Here is a 19400-nt window from a genome sequence, read left to right on the forward strand (position 1 = left end):
CTATGAGTCCCCTTCGGAAAACTCGAACCCACGGCCTTTGCACATCGGCGGCAGCCGCTCCAGCCACCGGTCGACCACACGCTGGGCACCCCGGCGCAGCAGCACGGCGGCTTCCCGCTCCTCTGGCGTCAGATGACGGTGGCACGCTGGCACCTTCGCCGTCACATACCGAGGACACCGAACCGCGCGACGGCACGCAGCCACTTGAACACCGTCTATGAGTTTCTTGGCGTACAGCACCCGCTGTACGAACTCCGGACTCATGACCTTCGTGGCATACGCCAACTCGCCTTGCGGGTGCATGTGTTGCACGGTACGACCGGCCACTGACACCCCCTCCCCGCGTCAACACCGCGTGGCCCCTTGGGCCGCCGTCCACAGGCCGGATGTGGAACGGTCTGCACATGACCCAGGGCACCAAGGGCGCGCTGAAGCTCCGCACCACCAGCAAGCCGAGGTGGGCTGAGGGCTAGGGCGGCGGCCGTCGTGGCGGGGCCGGTCTTCGCGGGCGTGGGCGCCAGGACGTGAACGGTGCGGACGTTCACACCCTGCACCCGCTCGTTGGCCGGCGCGATCAGCTTCGGTGCGCTCCAGCGCAGCTTCGTGCCGTACGGGGGAGCATCGGGGGCAACGTCCAGGCGGCCGGTGTCCGCGTCGAAGGCCACGGCCTGGACGTGACCGGCGAGCTCGGCCGCGGCCGCGGCCGCGGCCGCGGTGAGAATGTCGTCGAACCGGGCGAGGATGCTGCCGCCAGCGGCCGGGACGACCATGCCGCGCCGGTCATCATCATGCCGATCGCCGTACCGAGCCCGAGCAGCTCACGGCCGTCACGGCGCAGAGCCGCGCCGGTGCGCCGCTTCGGCTTATTCGTCTGGGCGGCGCCGTTCTTCTTCGCCGCCTCCCGAGCCGCGACCAGGGCCTGGCGCGCGAGGTCGACCCCGCTCAGCTCGGTGCTCACGCGATCACCGCCCCGGTGGCGTCGCCGCCCAACGGGCGCGCGGCGAGGCCCGGCAGCCGGCTCCGTCTACGACGCGGGCCCCTCGGCGCGGGCGGCGGACAGCTCCACGGCTTGGCCGGAGGACCCTGTCTCACAGTCGTGGCATTTCTTATGGCTGCGGGACGGGCCCGCCTCTCGTTCCGCAGCCGTGCAAATCAGCCCCGCCCCTGTAGGGCTCCGTGGTTCAGAGCGTCTTGACGGTGCCGCCGTCGATGATGTGGTCGGCGCCGGTGATGTTGCCGGCGACGTCGGAGAGAAGGAACGCGATCAAGGCCGCCACTTCCTCGGGTTCAGTGATGCGGCCGGTGGTGATGTTGAAGGCTGCCGGGATCTGCTGGAGGAATGCGGCGTGCTCCGCCCCGGCCCCAGCCGCCACCTTGCCACCGAAGCCTTCGGGGTCCTCCCATATCGCAGTACGAACCACTCCGGGAGAGACGGTGTTAACGCGCACCCCCTGGGGCCCGAACTCCTCAGCCAGGGATTTGCCAAGTGCGGCCAGGGCCGCCTTGGCCGCACTGTAGGCGACCGGACCAGCGGCGGGCAGCCGGGAGTTGATGGACGAGACGTTGACGATCGCCCCACGGCGCTCGATCAGGCTCGGCAAGGCCGCGCGGGCGGCACGGACAGCACTGAGCAGATTGAGGTCGACAACGCGGATCCACTGGGAGTCGTCGGTGTCGAGGAAGCCTGCGGGCTCCACATCGTCCCCGGCTCCGACGTTGTTCACCAGCAAGTCGATGCCGCCCAGCTCGGTGAGGGCACTGTCCATGAGAGTGGCAACGCCTTCGGCGGTGCTCAGGTCGGCCGACACCGTGCAGGCGCCGGTTTCCTTCAACTCGGGCGTAATGGTGCGGGCGGCACCGACGACGCGGGCGCCTTCGGCTGTGAGAGTCCGGACGGTGGCGAGCCCGATGCCCCGGCTGGCCCCGGTGACGACAGCCGTCTTGGCGGTGAGATTGAGGTGCATGACACTCCAGTTTTTGAACTTGAAGTACAAAATATGGGCAACAGTCACTCCATGTGGAGCGAGTGCTGCGGTTTCGAGTTAGAGAGAGTCGACCGTCGCGTCGATCACTCGGACAAGCCGATCAGGACTTTCGGCAACGCGGGCCATGAGCCGCAGGCCCACGACTGTGCTCAGCAGCAGGCTTCCCAGAGCCGCGGGATCACGTTCCGGTGCGATCTCTCCCGAGCGTTGCCCTTCTTCGATCAGCATCCGGAAGGCGTCCTCGGTTCGGGCGAATATGCGCTGGACGAGTTCGATTGCCACTTGGTCCGTGCCGGCGAGTTCTGCCGCCGTGTTCACGGCCATGCAACCCCGACGGTCCGGGTCGGCAAGGTCCATTTCGGCAAGGAACCCCAGTGTCTTGCGCAGACGCACCTTGACCGGACCGGACCCCTCCAACATCTCGATGAGAGCAACGGCCTGGCTGTCGCGATAGCGGCGAAGGGCCTGCTCGAACAAGGCGTGTTTACTGCCGAAGGTGTTGTAGAGGCTGCCCTTGCCAATGCCGATCGCGTCGACGAGGTCCTGCGGTGTGGTCCCGGCATACCCCTTCCGCCAGAACACGTCCATGGCGTGTTCAACAGCGGCATCCGGATCGAACTGCTTGGGTCTTCCCACGATCAGAACACTAGCATCGTTCTTGACCTTGAAGTCAAGAACTAAAGTTCCGCAGCTGCTGCGCTGCTGTGGCAACTCGTACACCGAACTGAGTTGCCTGCATGCTGCGGCCACGTTCGGCGCATTCGAGGAGGTGCTTTCCGAGGTCGCGTTCGAGGCGAGCGATTGGACTGTCAGGACGGGTTGTGTGGCGCCGAGGGCTCGGGCGGCCTCTCCGAGCGTGGGATAGTGGTGCCCCGCACTTATCTTCGTGGCGTACGCGGGGGCGTCGGGGACGACGTCCAGGCGACCGGACTCCTCGTCGTACGCGACGGCTCAGACGTGACCGACGAGCTCGGGCGCGGCTGCGGCGAGGATGGTCTCCCACTGGGCCAGGACGCTGCCGCCGGTGGCCGGGGTGACCAGGCCGCGCTCGGTCATCATCAGGCTGATCGCCGCGCCCAGGCCCAGCGAGTCGCGGCCGTCGCACGGCACGATCCGGGTCCGGTGCGGGGGCTTGTCCTGCCGGGCGGCGCCGTTCCTCCTCGCCGCCTCGCGGGCAGCCAGGAACGCCTGGCGGGCGAGGTCGACGCCGGAAGGCTGTGGGGTGCCGGTCATCAGGCCACCACCCCGGCAATCTGCTGGACCATGTGCCGTCGGCAGAACTTGCGCAGCGGCAGGGCTTCGCGCGTGCACGGCGCATCGCCCTCCCGGCCCTGGCAGGCCCTCGGTGTGGTCTCCTCGACCGGTGTCGGCGTTGCGGTGTGAGGCTGAGCGGGCGCAGAAATGACCGCGACGGCCCGGGGCGCGGAGGTGCTGTCGAGATGGAGTTCCTCACGGCAGGGCTTGCACAGGCTGTCGTCCAGGGCGCGGCCGATCATGAAGATCCACACCCCGCACTCGCCGCAGGTGCCCCGTTCCGGGCCCTCCACGGTCCGCTGGAGCAGCCCGCCGCCCAGGCCGCGCCCACCGAAGACACGGTTAGTTGGCTGGGCGCAGGGACCGTAGCCGGTCGGCGATGTCGTACACCGTCAGCCGCAAGGCGCGGATGTCCTCTATGAGGTCCCGCCACGGCTCGAAGTGATCGTTGACGCTGTCTCCGGAGGCCCGGATGTATGCGACGGCGACGCCGTAGGCGTAGTAGGCGTTTCGGGCCGGCAGCGGGCGCAGCAGTACGAGCTGTTCCAGCAGCGCGGCGGCGCGCCAGTAGGCGTCGGGCTCCCCCACGTCAAGCTGGGGGGTGTTCACTCTGTGGCGGGCGACGGCGGCCACCAGGACCGAGTAGTCGCGCACGCCGAGGTCCTTGCCGAGCAGTTCCTCCTGGCGGTCGAGGAGCCACCGGATGTCGATGTGGAGCTCCAACGTCAGGCCGCCCGCCCGGTCCTGGTCCGGCGGGCGGGGGCATCGTCGGGGAAGGCCGCATCGAACGCTTCGGCGATGCCGGGCTTCGAGGTGACCTCACGGAACACCTGCGTCGCCTTGTTCAGCTTCAGCTGGTTCTCTTCCTCTATCGCCAGCTGCGCCAGGTAAGCGCGCACGCTCTGGCCGCGGGCCGCGGCGAGAGCGGCGAACCGGTCCCGGGTTTCGGAATCAACCTTTACCGTCGTGTCTGCCATACCTTCGAGTATGCGCCCGCGGATACATGAATGAATACGCTTCCGGGGAGAAGGGCACGCCGCGCGATTCAAGCTGCGCAAGCAGGGCGGCTGGTCCCCCAAGAGCTCGGTGTTCTGGGACTGCGTCGACGACGGAGAGAAGTGGAAGGACACCGCCCCCAAGGGACTCGGGCTAAAGCCGCTCGCCCCACACCGGCTGTCTGGCAGCAGCGCAAAGCCCCGGTTCCGTCACGGTCCGGGGCTTCTTGCTGCACGTGAACACCCACCCCAACGAACCGGGGACCACCCAGGTCACGCGGCCTCAGCTCCACACATCGAGGCCGGGACCACGCCATTCGATCGCCCGTACGCCATACCGGACGATGCGCCGCCGGAACCCTGCACCGTGTCCTTGCGGAACCGCTTGCGCTGCTGGAGCGCGGGCGCGGGCCCGAGGTGGTCGATGATGCGGTCGGCGGCTGACTTGGACACCCCGAACAGCGGGGCCAGTTGGCGCAGGATCAGGTTCGTCCGCCAGTAGGCGGCGACCAGGAGCACACGGTCCTCCAGCGGCAGGCTCCAGGGCCGGCCCTTGCGCACCGGGTCCGCACCTTCACGCCGAAGAGCGGTGATCAGCTTGCCGAACTGGCGCGGGCTCAGACCGGTGAACGGGGCTATCCAGGAGGGCTCCGACGCCGTGATCACACCAGAGACGGCAAGATCATCTCATCCGTGACCAGCAGTTACGGGACAGCCCTTAGCGGACCAGCGGGAGGAAGATCGTGTCGACGATCTCCTCGATCACCTCGGGTGCGACCGGCCGTAGCGTCATCATCGTCTCGCCTCGAACCAGGTCGAAGGGGAGTGAGGTAATCCGTGGCGTGAGCTTGGCCGGGTCGAGCTCGCCGCGCTCGATGGCGCGCTCCATGATCTCGTCGCGTCCAGAGCGGCGACCGGCGAGGATCATCTCGTGCAGCTCGGCGAAGCTGGTTTCGGTCTCGGCGAAGTAGCCGGCGAGGAGCAGGCTGAGTTGGGCGAGGAACGGCCCCCGTTTCTCGCTCAACTCGGTGAGGGTGGCGATCAGGTCCCCACGCAGGGACCCGGTGTCGGCCGGGGGAGTCAGTTGGGTGACATTGCGGCGTACGACTGCCGCCTCGATCAGCTTCTGTTTGTCCGCCCAGCGCCGATAGAGCACCGGTTTGCTGGTGCCGGCTCGCCGGGCGACGGAGTCGAAGGTCAGGTTCGCATACCCCCGCTCGCGCAACTCGTCCCAGGCCGCTTCGAGGATCGCCGCCTCAAGCGCTTCGCCGCGCCGTCGTCCCACAGTACTCCTTAGAAACGTTGACGTTTCTTATCGCCGCACTCTACTCTCCTAGATAAGAAACTAGTACGTATCTTAAATGAGTGAGTGCCGCAGCGACACCCCAGGGGAGTGCCTGCACCGGCGCGAGCCCGAAGCAAGGAGTCCTTCATGCAGCAGAGCAGGACCGGAAGTACAGACGCCGGGCCGCACACGGGATGGAACAGGCAACTCATCGGCCTGGTGGCTGTCCTGGCCCTGGTGAACTTCGTGGTTGACTCGGCCGTCACCGCGCCGCTGGTCGTCCTCCCGGAGATGCTCGACCATTTCGGTACCGACCAGGCGGCGTGGCTCAACGCCACCGCGATGCTGGCCGGTGTGCTGTGGGCACCCCTGCTCGGAAAGAGTGCCGACATCTACGGCAAGCGCAGGGTGCTTGTGCTGACGTTGCTCCTCAGCTGCGCGGGCGCTCTCTTATGCGCCGTGGCCCCCAGCATCTGGATATTCGTGCCAGGGCGCATGCTGCAGGGAGCGGCTCTGGCCACCGTCTTCCTCTCCATCGCGATCGTTCGAGGTGTCTGCGCACCCCGCATCGCGATGATCATCGTGGGCATCGTGACCTCAGGCTCCGCGGTGCTCAACATCGCGTCCCGTTTCCTCATCGAGAGACTGGCCAGGGAGTTCGGCTTCCAGCTCTTGTTCCTCGGAGCGGCCTTCGTCGCGGGGGCGATGGCGATATGTGTGCGCAAGGTCGTTCCCGAATCCCCGATCACAACACCAGGCAAGATCGACGTCGGCGGTGCCCTGCTCCTCGGCGGAGGTCTCGCCGGGGTGCTCAGCTATGTCAGCCTGGGTTCGGACCTCGGCTGGCTCGCCGTCGGCCCGCTGGCTCTCCTCGTCGGTGGCGTCGCCGCATTGGCCAGGTGGTTCCTGGCGTCGGGCCGAAAGCCCGACCCTCTCATCAACGTCAGGGACATCAGTAGGCCATTGGTGCTCACGCTCCTCGTCGTCTTCCTGGCAGCCGGTTCGTACCAGAGCATGCTTCAGCTCGTCTCTCTCATCGGTGACGTCTCGGCGGATCAGCAACTCGGGTACGGACTGGCCGACCAGGGATCAGTGGCACTGTTGCTCGCGGCGCCGGGAGTCGGCGTCACGATCGGAGGCCCGGCGGCCGGATGGCTTGCCGCACGCATCGGACCGGCCTCGACGCTGGCCGGGGCGATCGTGCTCGGAACCGTGGTGACCCTCGGGATGTTCCTCGGGGCTTCCCAGCTTCCCGTCGCGCTCTGCTGCGGATTCCTGCTGGGTATCACGGTAGGAGCGCTCGGGACATCCGGCTTCAACATGGCGGCCGGCTTGGCGTCCCCCGAACGGCAGGGCATCGTATCCAGCCTGGTCATGGTCATGGTCTCGATCGGCGCTGTGGTGCTGGACTTCGTGGGCGCGGCCGTACTCAAGTCCACCGCCGTGATCGTCGACGGTGAAACAACGAACTCGGCCACGGGCGTGTTCAGCTATATCGCGATCGCTTCCGGCGCGTTCGCGATCGCCGCGGTGCTGGCCGTCAGGCTCGTGCGAAGCACACGCCTCAGCCGCAACTCGCCGTCGCTCGACCTCCAGCACGACGCGGTGTGAGGGACCTCTGCAGAGGTTGACAGAAACCGACGGTTTCCTGGCGTACAAGGTCATCCGATTCGGTTTCCGAATGTCTCGTGACGAATTTAGGGATTGACGAATGGGTATAAGAACTGCAACGAAAGGTACGGTCCTGGTTTCCGGCGCGAGCATCGCGGGCCCCGCCGTGGCGTTCTGGCTGCACCGGCATGGATTCGCGGTGACGGTGGTGGAGAAGTCCACCGGACCCCGGGGTGGTGGATACCCGATCGACGTGCGTGGCACCGCGGTGGAGGTAGCTCGCCGGATGGGAATCCTGCCGCAGCTCCAGGAAGCGCATATCGAGTCGCGTCGGTTGACCTTCCTCAATGCCGATGGCAGCGAGGCGGCGGTGGTTCATCCACAGGCGGTGGTCGGCGGGGTCGAGGGACGGGATGTCGAGGTGCCTCGCGGGGTTTTGGGAGAAGTCCTGTACGGGGCCGTCCGTGACGAGGTGGAGTTCGTGTTCGACGATTCCATCGATGCGCTCACGGAAAACGAGCAGGGTGTCAACGTCACCTTCCGCAGCGGTGTCCAGCGCAGCTTCGACCTGGTCTTGGGTGCGGACGGGCTGCACTCACGTACCCGGGAGCTCCTATTCGGCCCCGAGCAGCAATTCCACCGCTACCTGGGGTACTGCTTCGCCATATTCACCATGCCCAACACCTTTGGGCTCTCCCATGAAGCGCTGATCTGGAACACTCCCGGAAGAGCCGCGGCACTCTACGCGGTGAAAGACAGCAACGAACTGCACGCATTTCTCAACTTCGCTCGCCCCGAACCACCGTACGAGGTTATCCGCGCCCCCGAGGCACAACATGACCTTGTCGCCACCACCTTCGCCGACGACGGATGGGAAATCCCGACCATGGTCGCCGCCATGCGCCACGCGAACGATCCGTTCTTCGACACCGTGAGCCAAGTCCACATGCCGTGCTGGTCCAGCGGCCGGGTTGCGCTCGTCGGCGATGCCGCCTACGCCCCGTCGTTCCTCACCGGGCAAGGGTCCAGCCTCGCCCTGGTCGGCGCCTACCTGCTCGCCGGCTCGCTGGCCGCCCATCGCGACCACACCGCGGCCTTCACCGCCTACGAACGCGACATTCGCGGATTCGTCAAATTGAACCAGGCACAGGTCGGTGAAGGCGGCGCAACGCTCTTCCCCACCACCGCCGAAGCCCTTGAACAACGCAACAACAAACTACGCGGCCTCAGCGCCTTGCCGACAGAAACCGGGCGCCCAGCCCACACGGCCCTCACATTGCCCGAACAGTCCCCCTCGACGGATCAGTGTTCCAGGCCCACACGGTGACGGTGCATGCGATCGTGATGCACGAGCAAGCTATGCAATAAGCCCGTTGTTCCCCGCTGAGGTGTCGGTCTGATGAGCGGTCTTCTCTCTGCTGGCCAGGACCTTCCTCACCCGATCGAGTGACTTACCGCCCAATGAAGGCCCTTCAGAATTCCTGAACCTGTTTCATCCTCATGCGTCGCCGTTCGGCGAGGTCGAAGTGGGGAGTCGCGGGTTGAGTCTGGCAGTCGTGCAGGATCTCCGTCAGGCTCGTGCCATACCAGGCCCGGACGAGCTGGATGCCTTCGAGACCGATGTTCTGGCGGGGTTCGTGCTGGCCCGTGCGTCCGCTGGTCTGACCGACGGGACCATCCAGGGCGACGTGGGCCACTTGGAGAAGGTGCGGGACTGGTTCGGCCGGCCGCTGTGGGAGGCTGACCAAGCCCCTGGTCTGCCTCGGCTTCCCGGATGCTGCTGCCGCCGCGGCCGGGCCGCGGGTCTCTCAGCCGCCGCGCGGGAGAAGGTTCTCGCCGCCCGGCGCGTCCGAGCTCGCCCACGCCCGCCGCAGCAACGACCGGCCCGCCAACCCGGACGATGTGTGCCGCATCGCCAGCCACTGCCCCCCCCCCCCCCCGCGTCGCACGCTCACAGCAAAGGACTCCGGCCCGACAGGCCGGGGTCCTCTCGTCTCTCTTCCCGGCTCCCTACGCCGAGGAAGGGCCGCGGTAGGTGCCGAAGGTCCACAAGTTGCTCTCCGGGTCCTGCACCGTGCACACGTACACCGCCGCGCCCGACCCGAACCGGGTCTCATGCGGCGCTTCGAGGACCTCGCCGCCGGCGTCGACCACCCGCCGGTGCACCGCGTCCACATCGTCGCTCACCACGTAGACCGCGCTGGTGCCCGCTCGCATCCGCCCGTGCACGCTGTCCGTGTGCCGGGTCGAACCGAACACCAGCGCACCACCGCCAGGCCAGCGCAGCTCCGCGTGCCCGATCCCGCCATGCTCATCCGGCGCAGCTACCACCTGCTCGAACCCCAGCACGTCGACCAGGAAGCGCAGCGCCGCCCTCGTGTCGTCGTAGTGCAGGACTGGCCAGACGGAGGACGGGGAGGCATTGGGCGACATGCTGCTCATCGTAGATCCAGGAGGCCGCCATGCACCTGGGATCAGGCGTTGAGGTCCAGGACGCGGACCGGTTCGCCGTCCCACCGCTTCGGGGCGGTGGTGGCGACGATCGCCCCGTCGGGACGGTCGGGCGTGGGTTGCGCCGCGAACTGGCTGTGGGCCGCGGCCCATGTCCCGCGCTGCGCCACGGCCAGGGCTGCGGACAGGTCCAGGTCCAGGACGGTGATGCCGGGCAGGGCGGCGAGGTGCTCGGCGGTCCCGGGCCGTGCCCGGTCGGCTTCGACGAGCGCGCACGTCGGTGCGTAGAGGTACCAGCCGGGTTCGGCGTGGGCCCGGTGGATGAGGCGGGAAGCGAGGACGTTGCCCTGGCCGACCGCGGTCATCGCGGTGTCGTCCAGGACGATGTGCATGGCCTCGCTCACCGGCCGGTCACCTGGGCCAGGCGCCGGTCGAGCTCGTTGTCCAGGTCCTGCTGCTGGGCCGTGGTGGGGGCGTAGCCGTTCCACTCGTTCAGCGCGGCGAGGGCCTTTTCGGCACGCTCGGCGCGCTCGGCCGGGGTGAGCAGGGTCTCGGCCAGGCGCGCCAGGTAGGCGCGCAGCGACAGGCCCTCGGCGGCCGCGATCGCGGCAAGCCGGTCCTTGGCCTCCTCGGGGATACGGACATTGGCATCAGACATCGTCGTACTCCTTCCCACCCCCAAGGGTACGGGTACGTACCCGTACCCAACAACCGCGACCATGCCGCTATGGCGATCAACGGTGGCTGAGTACGCCGGGACCGATGCCGGCCGACTGTCACAGCCGAGGCCGGGACGACTTCGAAGACCCGCAGATCGTCGGGGACGGCCCGGTGCTGCTGGCCTGTCCGCCCGTCACGGTGCCGCGGTGTCCGTTTCATGCCGTGATCGTAGGGGCACCGTGGCCGCTTCCGATGAATCGGTCGCGGGGCGCTGCTCGCGGCCGTGTCTTTGCTGGTCAGCCCTTGATGGAGAAGAAGATCGTGTCCTGGTTATACCAGTCGAGGTTCTTCGTGCCGTACTCCCACGCTTCGTGTTCGACGTCCAGCTTCTCGATCGGCGGCCCGGAAAACAGGTAGTCGTGCAGCAGGTAGTCGTGCGGCAAGAAGTCAGCACTCACGCCCAGTCGACGCAATTCGTCATCCAGCAGTCCGAAGAAGGTGGAAGGCTTCGAGAAGACGCCCAGCTCGTCAGGGTCGGAGCCATTGGGGTCGATGATGAGCTGGAGGGCGCTGTAGTAGGCGGCGGCCGCGTACTGGGCGTCTGAGCTGGCGTGGCCGGCTATCAGGTGGTCGAGCCGACCCGCCGCACGTACGGCATCTGGGCCCGATGGGCCCGATGGCGCAGGACTGGTGGCAGGCGTTCGGAGTCGGAGAAAAAGACCGGACGATCTGCTGCACCGACGCCAACGGGGTGGCCCTGGTCGCCATCCAGGCCCTGCACCGGGAGATTGGCTGACCTGCGGGACGAAGTGGCCTCGCTGCGAGCCCGGAGCCCTCAAGACGCCCCGCGCTGCGAGAGGAGCCCGACCGGCACCGGCCCGGTGCCGCGCGAACGGGTGGGCGGTGGCCGTACAGCCACCGCCCACCCCCTCGTTCCGAGGCGCCCGGCTAGCCGGCACCGCCCACACCACCGACGCCAGCGTCCGCGTTCGCCTGTGGCGTTGCCGGGCCCGCTCGCCAGCTCAATGCGAGCGGTTTGCAGTGGTCCTCCGGGACGGTCCAGCGGTGCGGTAAGACCGCCGCCGCGCGGTGCGCGGCCTCTCCCAGGGTTCCCGGCGATCGGCAAGGACGAGCTGATCCGCTACTTCACCCTTACCTCGGCAGATGAGGCGTTTCTGCGGAAGTTCCCGCGTCCCCAGACGGTTCTCGGCTGGACTGGTTCCTCGCCGCTGGTCGACGAGTGGTCCGGCGACCTGCGGTCGGCTCACGGCTGCGGGCACAGGGGTTACGCCGTGGCCGGTCGTTGCTCAGCCGGTCGGATCGCGCAGGGTGCCGGGTGCGGTGCCGAGTTCGTGTTCGGCGGCGGCCAGGACGAGGGAACGGCTGTCGTCGTGGTCGACTGCGCGGGCCAGGACGGTGTGGACGGCGACTCCGTCGAGCAGGGCCAGGAGCCTGCGGGCGGAGGCGGCAGGGTCCGCGGAACGGAAGTCGCCGGTTTCGACGCCCTCCACGATGAGCGGGGCGAGACGGTCGACCCAATGATCCATCTGCCGTTGAACCTCGGCATGGAGGGCGGGGCGGCGCGGGGCCATGCTCCACGCGTCCAGCCACAGCCGGTTGACCTCCTGACCGTCCTCGGCGAAGTACAGGTCGATGAGTCTGCGCAGCCGCGCGGGAGGAGCGGAGCACTGCTCGACGTTCGCGAAGGTGGCCCGGATCTCCTGGCTCGCGGCGTGCGCGAACGCGGCGGCGACCAAGTCGTCCATATGCGGAAAGTAGTGGTTGACCAGCGCTCCGGTGACTCCGGCCTCGGTGCCGATCTGCCGTGAGGTGAGCCGGTCCAGACCGATCTCCAGGCCCATGCGCACCGCCGTACGCAGGATCGCTTCGCGCCGTTCCTCCGGAGGGAGCCTGCGCCTTCCTCCCTGGCGCGCCACCGGTTGCACACCGGTTGCCACCGGTTGCACACCCGCTGCGGCCGATTGCGCATCCGCTGCCTCCGACGGCGCACCCGCCGCTGCGGCCGACAGCGGGGTGTTGGGGGCCGAACCTCTTGACACCATGCCCGCCACCCTATTGGGTCTCTGTCAAACAGATTATTTGGCACCTGCCCAATTGGAGGGTGTATGGATCGGCCGCAGCACGGCCCCCCGCTCGTCCCGGCGCCCGCCGCGCCGAGCGGGACCGGCCTGGGAGTCGAGGCCCACGGCGTCGGCACCATCCCCGAGGCCGAGCGCACCGGACGTCCGCGCGACATCGTCACGGTGCTCATCGGCAACAACCTGTCGCTCGGCGTGATCATGTTCGGGTGGCTGCCGGTCGCGTTCGGGCTCGGCTTCTGGGACGCGCTGACCTCGACGCTCGTCGGGTCACTGGTGGGCACCGCGCTGGTGGCCCCCCTCACCCTCGCGCCGCTGCGCACGGCGACGAACCAGGCGACCGCCTCGGGCGCGGACTTCGGGGTCCGCGGACGGCTCATCGGCTCGGGACTGGGCCTGGTGATGTCGCTCGGATACGCCGGACTCGCGCTGTGGGCGGCCGGCGACGCGGTCGTAGAAATCCTCGAGCGTGTTGCCGGTATCCCTGGCAACGGGATGTCGTACGCGGCCGCCTACGCGGTGCTCGCGGTGCCGACCTGCGCGTGCGCGGTGGTCGGGTACGCCTGGCTGGTCCGGCTGGGCCGAGTGTTGTCCGTGGTGATGGGCGTCGTGCTGGTGGTGGGCGTGTTCGCGTATGCGGGCGACTTCTCGACCGCTCCGACCACCGCACTGGCGCTGGGCACCCGCTGGCAGACCTGGATCCTGTCGACCGTGCTGGTCGGGGTCAGCGGCCCGATGTCGTACCTGACCGTGCTGGGGGACTACGCCCGCTACATCTCCCCGCACCGGCACCGTCCCCGCGCGGTGGTCGGCGCCACCGCCGCGGGGCTGCTGATCAGCCTGCTCGTCCCGACCGTCTTCGGCACCTACACCGCTCTGGCGGCCCGGGCCGGTGCCGGCGACTACATCGGCCCGCTGGTGGACGCGGCGCCGACCTGGTTCCTGCTGTTCCTGCTCGCCAACGCGGTGCTCGGCACTGCCGGGAACAGCGTGTCGGTCTACAGCATGGGCCTTGACCTGGACGCCATCCTTCCGCGCTGGAGCCGCCTGAAGTCGACCGTCGTGTGCAGCGTGCTGACCACCCTCCTGGTCTACCTGGGCCACTTCGCGTGGAACGCCCAGGACGTGCTGACCGCGCTGATGACCCTGCTGACCGCGACCGGCACACCCTGGGCGGTCATCTGCCTGATCGGCTACGCCCGCGTCCGGGGCCGCTACGACATCGACGCCCTACAGGCGGACAACCGCCGTGCCGTCGGCGGTGCCTACTGGTACCGCGCGGGCTGGAACCCGGACGCGGTCCTCGCCTGGCTCGCCGGATCCGTGGTCGGCCTGCTGGCCGTCGACACCGACATCATGCGCGGGCCGCTGCTGCACCTGACCGGCGGGATCGACGTCAGCTTCCTGCTGTCCGCCGCCGTCAGCGCCGCGTTGTACGCGGGCCTCAGCGCCCGCGCTCCGCGCCCGCCGTCCGCCGGGACGTCCCTTTCGGAGCGGCACCAGGCCCCCGCGCCCCCATCGGCCGCCCCCGCGCCATGACCACGCGGCCCATCCCTCACGTACACCGCCGGATGCCGAGCGCACCGGCCCATACCACCCCCGAGGCCCTCATGGACCACACCGTCCTGCCCGCGTCCGGCGTCGGTATCCACCACGCCGACCGGCACCCCCTCCACCCGCTGCCCATCGATCCCGCCGACGTCGTCGCCGGAGACCCCCGGGCCTCCTGGACCGTGCTGTACGAGGACGACGTTGTCGAACGCGGGCTGTGGCAGATGACTCCTGGCTCCGCCGCCGGCATCGAGGCCGACGAAATGTTCGCCGTGCTGTCCGGCCGCGCCACCATTACCCCGGCGGAGGGCCCCTCCCTGACCGTCGGCCCCGGGGATGTCGGGATCATGCGCGCCGGCACCCGCGCGGTGTGGACCGTCCACGAAACCCTCCGCAAGGCCTACCAGATCACCAAATCCCCCTGCCCCGCCTGACCGGTGCGACCACCGCACGGCACGACGACCGCGAGGACCTCCCGCACATGACCAGCACCACGACCACGACCTCCTCCACCATCGGCCCGTACCTGCGCGCACTCGCCGACGCTGCCCCGGTCCCCCTGTGGCTCGACGACCCGGCAGCGCCCGCGGCCGTCTCGGCACTGACCCATGCCACGACCGCCGACCTGGTGATCGTCGGCGGCGGTTACACCGGCCTGTGGACCGCCCTGCGCGCCAAGGAGCGCGACCCTGGGCGGGACGTCGTCCTGCTGGAGGCGCGCACCTGCGGCTGGGCCGCGTCCGGGCGCAACGGCGGGTTCTGCGCCGCGAGCCTGACCCACGGCTTCCTCAACGGCCACGACCGCTGGCCCGAGGAGATCCGCACCCTGGAGCGGCTCGGCGCCGACAACCTCGACGCGATCGGCGCCACCATCGAGAGGTACGGCATCGACTGCGCCTTCGAGCGCACCGGCGAACTCGACGTCGCGACCGAGCCGTGGCAACTCGACGATCTCACCGCACGGGCAGACCTCGAAGCCTCCTACGGGGCGGACGTGACCATGCTGGACGCCGACGCCACCCGCGCCCGCGTCAACTCGCCCACATACCTCGGTGCCCTTTGGGATCCGCACGCCACCGCCCTGGTCGAACCCGCCCGCCTGGCCTGGGGCCTGCGCCAGGCCTGCCTCGACCTCGGCGTACGCGTGTACGAGAACACCCCCGTCCACAAGCTCACCTCCCAAGGCGGTACCTCCGAGGTCCGCACCCCTTACGGCCGGGTCACCGCCCGCCACGTCGCCCTGGCCACCAACGCCTTTCCCTCCCCGCTGCGCAGGATGCGCGCCTACGTCATTCCCGTCTACGACTACGTCCTGGCCACCGAGCCCCTCACCACCGCCCAACTGGACGCGATCGGCTGGCGCGGACGAGAGGGCGTGGCCGACTCCGCCAACCAGTTCCACTACTACCGCCTCACTCGCGACAACCGCATCATCTGGGGCGGATACGACATCATCTACCACTACGCCGGCTCGCTGCGCGACGAACTGAGCCACCGGCCCGCCACCTACGCCACCCTCGCCCGCCAGTTCTTCGAGACCTTCCCCCAACTCGAAGGACTTCGCTTCACCCACAGCTGGGGCGGCGTCATTGACACCTGCACCCGCTTCTCCGTCTTCTTCGGCACCGCCCACAACGGCCGCCTCGCCTACGCCGCCGGCTTCACCGGCCTGGGCGTCGCCGCCACCCGCTTCGCCGCCGACACCATGCTGGACCTCGTGGCGGCCCAGGACACCGAACGCACCCGCCTTCGCATGGTCCGCGACAAGCCCCTGCCCTTCCCGCCTGAGCCCGTCCGCTGGGCCGGCATCCAACTCACCCGCCGCGCCCTGGACCGTGCCGACCGCACCGGAGGCCACCGCAACCTGTGGCTCCGCACCCTCGACAGATGCGGCCTGGGTTTCAATGTCTGAGCCGCTTGCCCGCCGCCCCGAGCTGTCCCGCCCCGTCCGGCAGAGCCCCGGCCGGCAGGCCGAGCGCCGCGCTCACGGTCCACTCGGGCACGACGAACCGCAGCCCGTCCACCGAGGCGAGCAGCCCCTCGCCCCAGAACTGCACGATGGGCACGTCACCAGCGCCGGCTGCCACTCCCGCCCCCTGCCCAAGGACACCCAGGCACGCACTCGGCACCCTTCCGCCCCCTGCCGCACCACCACCTCCGGCGGCGACACCCCCGCTGTCCACCCCACAACGCCCCGCTGCGCCGCCGAGTGACCGCGGCGACCAACAAGGCCGAGGCGTTCACCCCCGAGGGGAGCGGTCACCATGACGATGGCCACCGGCGGCCATCCCCCTCGGCGGCTTCCGGGCTCACGACTGTCCCGGCACAGCGCACGGCCCGCCGCGAGTACGAGAACCATGTCAGCGCGCTCGGCAACGGCATCTGAAGGGGAACGGGGAGTATCCCCAGTTCGGGGGCTACTCCGTTGTTTTTCGGCGAGTACTACTGGGACCCCTCCCATACCGGGGGCGGCGTTGACAGGTTGTGGGTGGCCCGGGTGACGGCGCGCTGGAGATGGGCGGCCAGCGCGGCCGTCCGCTCCCGCCGTCCGGGGCCTCGATCTCCTGGGGGACCGGCAGGCCGAGCGCGGTCAGGGCGGCAGGCAACTGGGACTCGCCGGGGGCGAACTGGTAGCCACGAGCGGCATCATCCCGCAGCCATCACGCTGGACGGCGCGCATCTTGATGAACGGGCCCCGAGCGACGGATCGGGGCCCGCCCGCACGAGTGCTGCGGGAACGTTCACATGTCCCCCGCTCAACGCGCCCGCCCACCAGCGGTCACACCCCCCGTTGGCGGCTCCTCAGCTCCCGACCGTGATCAATCTCAGCGCCAACGGCTGTACCGATGTTCCAAGCGCCGCCAATTGCATCAAATGCGAATTCGCGACGGTATGCGAATCGGCCTGAGCGAGGGCGTCAACCGCTCTGTGATCCTGCGGAGTTGGGCACCAACGGTAAGGGGGACGATAGCGGTCGGCAGGGCCTTGTTGCCACTCGCCCAGGGGGCTGACCTGCGGGTTATCTGGCGGCTCGCAACCGGGGGCGGCGAGACTGCTCCTGGTGGACGGTGTCGCGCTTCTGCGGCCGGAGGAACAGGTCTTCACAGCTACATACCCGTGGAACTGGACGCCGGCAATGGTCGACGAGTGGCTCGGAGACCTGCGCTCACTGCGCGATCTGAAGCGCTCGACGATCCGTTCGTACTCCGAGGCCGTCCGGTCCTTCTGCCACTTCGTATCCGACCCCCTCTATGAATGGACCGCGACCTGCGAGGACCGCTTCGGCACCCACCCGGTCCAGGTGGTGCACGAGTGGAACACCGCGGTGCACGTCCAGGACAACGAATCCGACCCGAAGAAGCGCGCGTTCACCGAGGCTGAACTGCACGCCTTCTTCGCCCACTGCGACGACGAGGTCGCCCGCATCCGCTCGCTGGGCCGCAAGGGCTGGCTGCCCGCGTTCAGGAACGCCACCGTGTTCAAGACCGCCTACGCCTACGGAACCCGACGCAACGCCAGCACCACCTCCATCTACACCTGTGTCTCGTCGGACTTCCGCACCCGGACCCTGCGCCGGCACCTGGACGACACCGTCGCCGCGGCCCTTCAGACCCGAAGCGGGAGGAACGTATGAAGCGCGGTGAACTCCCCGCCGCCGAGGGCACCTTGGTCCGGCTGAAGGTCGAACCCCTCTCCAAGGAACGCACCGCCAGTTTGGCTGTAATCCTCCAAGCCGGCGCCGCCCCGGCAGACGTGGATCTGTGGTGGCAGGTGTTCCTCAGGAGATTCGATCTTGAGCACACCTTCAGGTTCGGTAAGCAGATTCTCGGCTGGACCACCCCGAAGGTCCGTACTCCGGAGGCCGCGGACCCGTGGACCTGGCTCGTGGTCGTCGCCCACACCCAGTTACGTCTCGCCCGGCCGCCGGCCGCCGACCTCCGCCGCCCCTGGGAGAAGCCGGTCAAGCCCGAACGCCTCACCCCGGCCCGGGTCCGCCGAGGGTTCAGGAACATCCGAGCCCACCTGCTCTATCCGGCCGGTGTTCCCCAACCTCGCGGCGCCGGTCCCGGACGACCACCCGGGACCAAGAACCGCCGCCCCCACCCCGCTACGACGTCGGCAAAACCCTCAAACGCCCGAGACCCTCAAGGCCATCGGCAGACCAGGCAGATCTAGGTAGATAAAGAACTTCCCAATGACGATGTCAAGCCGCCATCGTGACGGTTGGTAGTACCTGATAGCACTCTCCGTCGCGGATCATGGCCCACAAGACGTTGGCCCGTCGACGGGCCAACGCCAGCAGGGCCTGTTTGTGTCCCTTTCCCTCGTTCCGCTTGCGCCCGTAGTAAGCCTGGGAGGCGGAGCAGGTCCTCAGACTGGCCATCGCGGAGAGGTAGAAGGCCCGGAGTAGGCCGCGGTGGTAGCGGCGTGGTCGACGCATGTTGCCGCTGACGCGGCCGGAGTCCCGCGGCACAGGTGAGAGGCCGGCGAAGGATGCGAGTCGGTCGGCCGTGCCGAAAGCCTCCAAGTCGCCACCGGTGGCGGCGATGAACTCGGCACCGAGGAGGGTGCCCATGCCGGGCAGGCTGCGGATCACTGTGGCGTGTCGGTGCTCGTTGAAGCGTGCCTCGATGAGCGCGTCGAGTTCGGCGATCTCCTCGTCGAGGGCCAGCACACCCTTGGCGATGCGGGCGACCATGGCGGCCGCGAGGGTCTCTCCCGGCAGGGCGGTGTGCTGGGCTTTGGCCGCCTCGACAGCTGTCTCGGCGAGCGCGACGGCGTTCTTTACCTTGCGGTTCTTCAGCCAGGTCCCGATCCGCCGGGCCCCGCTGCGGCGGATCGCGGCCGGCACCTGGTAGCCGGTCAGCAGGACGACCGGACCCTTCTTGCTCAAGTTCAGCGTGCGCTCCAACGCTGGGAAGAACTCCAGAAGTTGGGCCCGCAGACGGTTAGTCTGACGGGTTCGGTCGTTGACCAGATCGAGGCGGCGCGCGGTCAGGGTGCGCAGGTCGACGGCTATCTCGTCGCCGGGCCGCAGGAGACCAAGGTCCCGGCGCATGCGTGCCTGGTCGGCGATGACGAACGCGTCCTTCTCGTCCGTCTTGCCCTGGCCGCGGTAAGCCGTCGACGCCTGGTGCACGGCCAGGCCGGTGATGTAGACCATCGGCTGCTTGTGGCTGAGCAGGAGGCCGATGAGCAAGGCGGCACCACCGTGGTTGATGTCCACCGCCCACAGGGCGTCCTGGGAGAGGGCGAGTACGTCTGTGATCAGCTCCAGCAGGGCCGGTTCGTCGTTGAAGACTCGGCGTGAAAGGAGGCGTTCACCGCGCTCGTCGACCACCACGCAGTGGTGGTGTTCCTTGCCGATGTCCACTCCGGCCCAGATCTGGGGCACGGTCACCTCCGCCAGCTCGTCGTCCCACATCGACCCCGCAGACGACCTCGCCGACGTTGTCCTACACAGCGATCGAGTCGCGTATCCCAATTAGCGGTCGAGTCGTCGCGGGGC

Annotated in this window: 22 protein-coding genes and 3 pseudogenes; 8 read left to right on the forward strand and 17 right to left on the reverse strand. The window is 68.6% G+C overall.

The window, feature by feature from the left end; translation table 11 throughout:
- Nucleotides 1-1181: 1181 nt before the first annotated feature.
- The 8 genes and pseudogenes from ACOBQB_RS10330 to ACOBQB_RS10365 all read right to left on the reverse strand — a co-directional run bounded on the left by ACOBQB_RS10330 (nucleotide 1182) and on the right by ACOBQB_RS10365 (nucleotide 5519).
- A complete protein-coding gene (locus ACOBQB_RS10330) occupies nucleotides 1182-1964 on the reverse strand; it encodes an oxidoreductase (RefSeq protein ID WP_423590805.1) in 783 nt (260 codons plus the stop codon).
- 78 nt (nucleotides 1965-2042) lie between these two features.
- Complete coding sequence (locus ACOBQB_RS10335) at nucleotides 2043-2621, reverse strand: TetR/AcrR family transcriptional regulator (protein ID WP_423590884.1); 579 nt, start codon at nucleotides 2619-2621, stop codon at nucleotides 2043-2045.
- 315 nt (nucleotides 2622-2936) lie between these two features.
- Nucleotides 2937-3218 carry a hypothetical protein gene (locus ACOBQB_RS10340; protein ID WP_423590806.1) on the reverse strand — a complete coding sequence of 94 codons (282 nt, stop codon included), beginning with the start codon at nucleotides 3216-3218 and terminating at the stop codon, nucleotides 2937-2939.
- Nucleotides 3218-3481 carry a hypothetical protein gene (locus ACOBQB_RS10345; protein ID WP_423590807.1) on the reverse strand — a complete coding sequence of 88 codons (264 nt, stop codon included), beginning with the start codon at nucleotides 3479-3481 and terminating at the stop codon, nucleotides 3218-3220. Before ACOBQB_RS10345 ends, ACOBQB_RS10340 begins: the two co-directional genes overlap by 1 nt.
- 100 nt (nucleotides 3482-3581) lie before the next feature.
- Complete coding sequence (locus ACOBQB_RS10350; protein WP_423590809.1) at nucleotides 3582-3962, reverse strand: toxin Doc; 381 nt, start codon at nucleotides 3960-3962, stop codon at nucleotides 3582-3584.
- 2 nt (nucleotides 3963-3964) lie between these two features.
- The gene (locus tag ACOBQB_RS10355; RefSeq protein ID WP_423590811.1) at nucleotides 3965-4216 is read right to left on the reverse strand and encodes an antitoxin MazE7; all 252 of its coding nucleotides are present in this window, start codon (nucleotides 4214-4216) and stop codon (nucleotides 3965-3967) included.
- A 381-nt stretch (nucleotides 4217-4597) separates the two neighbouring features.
- Nucleotides 4598-4900, reverse strand: a pseudogene (locus ACOBQB_RS10360) (helix-turn-helix domain-containing protein); the annotation flags it as partial.
- Nucleotides 4901-4952: 52 nt separating this feature from the next.
- Nucleotides 4953-5519 (reverse strand): TetR/AcrR family transcriptional regulator, encoded by a 567-nt coding sequence (locus ACOBQB_RS10365; RefSeq protein ID WP_423590813.1) that lies wholly within the window; start codon nucleotides 5517-5519, stop codon nucleotides 4953-4955.
- A gap of 219 nt (nucleotides 5520-5738) precedes the next feature.
- On the opposite strand from ACOBQB_RS10365, the gene ACOBQB_RS10370 reads away from it, so the two are divergent.
- Together ACOBQB_RS10370 and ACOBQB_RS10375 are read left to right on the forward strand one after the other, a co-directional pair.
- Nucleotides 5739-7130: an MFS transporter gene (locus ACOBQB_RS10370; RefSeq protein ID WP_423590815.1), complete on the forward strand. Its 1392-nt coding sequence runs from the start codon at nucleotides 5739-5741 to the stop codon at nucleotides 7128-7130.
- A 100-nt stretch (nucleotides 7131-7230) separates the two neighbouring features.
- Entirely contained in the window at nucleotides 7231-8457 is a 1227-nt protein-coding gene (locus ACOBQB_RS10375; RefSeq protein ID WP_423590817.1) for an FAD-dependent monooxygenase, read from the forward strand.
- A 145-nt stretch (nucleotides 8458-8602) separates the two neighbouring features.
- Here the strand turns inward: ACOBQB_RS10375 and ACOBQB_RS10380 are convergent, their stop codons facing one another.
- The 7 genes and pseudogenes from ACOBQB_RS10380 to ACOBQB_RS10410 all read right to left on the reverse strand — a co-directional run bounded on the left by ACOBQB_RS10380 (nucleotide 8603) and on the right by ACOBQB_RS10410 (nucleotide 12304).
- Entirely contained in the window at nucleotides 8603-8827 is a 225-nt protein-coding gene (locus tag ACOBQB_RS10380) for a hypothetical protein (protein WP_423590819.1), read from the reverse strand.
- A 313-nt stretch (nucleotides 8828-9140) separates the two neighbouring features.
- Complete coding sequence (locus tag ACOBQB_RS10385; protein WP_423590821.1) at nucleotides 9141-9563, reverse strand: VOC family protein; 423 nt, start codon at nucleotides 9561-9563, stop codon at nucleotides 9141-9143.
- Between the two features lie 41 nt (nucleotides 9564-9604).
- Nucleotides 9605-9985, reverse strand: a complete 381-nt coding sequence (locus ACOBQB_RS10390) for a hypothetical protein (protein WP_423590822.1) — start codon at nucleotides 9983-9985, stop codon at nucleotides 9605-9607.
- Nucleotides 9982-10239 carry a hypothetical protein gene (locus tag ACOBQB_RS10395; protein WP_423590823.1) on the reverse strand — a complete coding sequence of 86 codons (258 nt, stop codon included), beginning with the start codon at nucleotides 10237-10239 and terminating at the stop codon, nucleotides 9982-9984. Before ACOBQB_RS10395 ends, ACOBQB_RS10390 begins: the two co-directional genes overlap by 4 nt.
- Before the next feature lie 298 nt (nucleotides 10240-10537).
- The gene (locus tag ACOBQB_RS10400; RefSeq protein ID WP_423590890.1) at nucleotides 10538-10699 is read right to left on the reverse strand and encodes a hypothetical protein; all 162 of its coding nucleotides are present in this window, start codon (nucleotides 10697-10699) and stop codon (nucleotides 10538-10540) included.
- 6 nt (nucleotides 10700-10705) lie between these two features.
- Nucleotides 10706-10867: pseudogene (locus ACOBQB_RS10405) on the reverse strand (DUF7691 family protein); the annotation flags it as partial.
- A 681-nt stretch (nucleotides 10868-11548) separates the two neighbouring features.
- Nucleotides 11549-12304, reverse strand: coding sequence for a TetR/AcrR family transcriptional regulator (locus ACOBQB_RS10410; protein ID WP_423590824.1), 756 nt, complete (start codon nucleotides 12302-12304; stop codon nucleotides 11549-11551).
- Nucleotides 12305-12367: 63 nt separating this feature from the next.
- Between ACOBQB_RS10410 and ACOBQB_RS10415 the strand changes: the two genes are divergently transcribed.
- From ACOBQB_RS10415 to ACOBQB_RS10425, 3 genes are read left to right on the forward strand one after another with little or no spacing between them, the layout of a single operon-like run.
- Complete coding sequence (locus tag ACOBQB_RS10415) at nucleotides 12368-13879, forward strand: purine-cytosine permease family protein (RefSeq protein WP_423590825.1); 1512 nt, start codon at nucleotides 12368-12370, stop codon at nucleotides 13877-13879.
- A gap of 32 nt (nucleotides 13880-13911) precedes the next feature.
- Nucleotides 13912-14325, forward strand: a complete 414-nt coding sequence (locus tag ACOBQB_RS10420; RefSeq protein WP_423590827.1) for a cupin domain-containing protein — start codon at nucleotides 13912-13914, stop codon at nucleotides 14323-14325.
- 47 nt (nucleotides 14326-14372) lie between these two features.
- On the forward strand, nucleotides 14373-15803 hold the full coding sequence (locus tag ACOBQB_RS10425; protein ID WP_423590828.1) for an NAD(P)/FAD-dependent oxidoreductase: 1431 nt from the start codon (nucleotides 14373-14375) through the stop codon (nucleotides 15801-15803).
- Here ACOBQB_RS10425 and ACOBQB_RS10430 read toward each other — a convergent pair.
- Nucleotides 15793-15978, reverse strand: coding sequence for a hypothetical protein (locus tag ACOBQB_RS10430; protein ID WP_423590891.1), 186 nt, complete (start codon nucleotides 15976-15978; stop codon nucleotides 15793-15795). The genes ACOBQB_RS10425 and ACOBQB_RS10430 overlap by 11 nt on opposite strands.
- A 122-nt stretch (nucleotides 15979-16100) precedes the next feature.
- Between ACOBQB_RS10430 and ACOBQB_RS10435 the strand changes: the two genes are divergently transcribed.
- From ACOBQB_RS10435 to ACOBQB_RS10445, 3 genes and pseudogenes are all read left to right on the forward strand, one after another.
- Nucleotides 16101-16277, forward strand: coding sequence for a hypothetical protein (locus tag ACOBQB_RS10435; RefSeq protein ID WP_423590830.1), 177 nt, complete (start codon nucleotides 16101-16103; stop codon nucleotides 16275-16277).
- 675 nt (nucleotides 16278-16952) lie between these two features.
- The gene (locus tag ACOBQB_RS10440) at nucleotides 16953-17525 is read left to right on the forward strand and encodes a hypothetical protein (protein WP_423590831.1); all 573 of its coding nucleotides are present in this window, start codon (nucleotides 16953-16955) and stop codon (nucleotides 17523-17525) included.
- A gap of 5 nt (nucleotides 17526-17530) precedes the next feature.
- Nucleotides 17531-18071 (forward strand): annotated as a pseudogene (locus tag ACOBQB_RS10445) (transposase); the annotation flags it as partial.
- 24 nt (nucleotides 18072-18095) lie between these two features.
- Here the strand turns inward: ACOBQB_RS10445 and ACOBQB_RS10450 are convergent.
- Nucleotides 18096-19316 (reverse strand): IS110 family transposase, encoded by a 1221-nt coding sequence (locus ACOBQB_RS10450; protein WP_423590832.1) that lies wholly within the window; start codon nucleotides 19314-19316, stop codon nucleotides 18096-18098.
- Nucleotides 19317-19400 lie beyond the last annotated feature (84 nt).

Source organism: Streptomyces sp. G5(2025) (genome assembly GCF_049542075.1).
Lineage (GTDB): Bacteria > Actinomycetota > Actinomycetes > Streptomycetales > Streptomycetaceae > Streptomyces.

Bases quoted from the DNA above. Each gene is read 5' to 3' on its own strand.
- ACOBQB_RS10410 (WP_423590824.1), bottom strand. From the start codon at position 12,304: ATGGTGTCAAGAGGTTCGGCCCCCAACACCCCGCTGTCGGCCGCAGCG.
- ACOBQB_RS10415 (WP_423590825.1), top strand. From the start codon at position 12,368: ATGGATCGGCCGCAGCACGGCCCCCCGCTCGTCCCGGCGCCCGCCGCG.
- ACOBQB_RS10375 (WP_423590817.1), top strand. From the start codon at position 7,231: ATGGGTATAAGAACTGCAACGAAAGGTACGGTCCTGGTTTCCGGCGCG.
- ACOBQB_RS10330 (WP_423590805.1), bottom strand. From the start codon at position 1,964: ATGCACCTCAATCTCACCGCCAAGACGGCTGTCGTCACCGGGGCCAGC.
- ACOBQB_RS10355 (WP_423590811.1), bottom strand. From the start codon at position 4,216: ATGGCAGACACGACGGTAAAGGTTGATTCCGAAACCCGGGACCGGTTC.
- ACOBQB_RS10420 (WP_423590827.1), top strand. From the start codon at position 13,912: ATGCCGAGCGCACCGGCCCATACCACCCCCGAGGCCCTCATGGACCAC.
- ACOBQB_RS10395 (WP_423590823.1), bottom strand. From the start codon at position 10,239: ATGTCTGATGCCAATGTCCGTATCCCCGAGGAGGCCAAGGACCGGCTT.
- ACOBQB_RS10450 (WP_423590832.1), bottom strand. From the start codon at position 19,316: ATGTGGGACGACGAGCTGGCGGAGGTGACCGTGCCCCAGATCTGGGCC.
- ACOBQB_RS10340 (WP_423590806.1), bottom strand. From the start codon at position 3,218: ATGACCGGCACCCCACAGCCTTCCGGCGTCGACCTCGCCCGCCAGGCG.
- ACOBQB_RS10345 (WP_423590807.1), bottom strand. From the start codon at position 3,481: ATGATCGGCCGCGCCCTGGACGACAGCCTGTGCAAGCCCTGCCGTGAG.
- ACOBQB_RS10385 (WP_423590821.1), bottom strand. From the start codon at position 9,563: ATGTCGCCCAATGCCTCCCCGTCCTCCGTCTGGCCAGTCCTGCACTAC.
- ACOBQB_RS10425 (WP_423590828.1), top strand. From the start codon at position 14,373: ATGACCAGCACCACGACCACGACCTCCTCCACCATCGGCCCGTACCTG.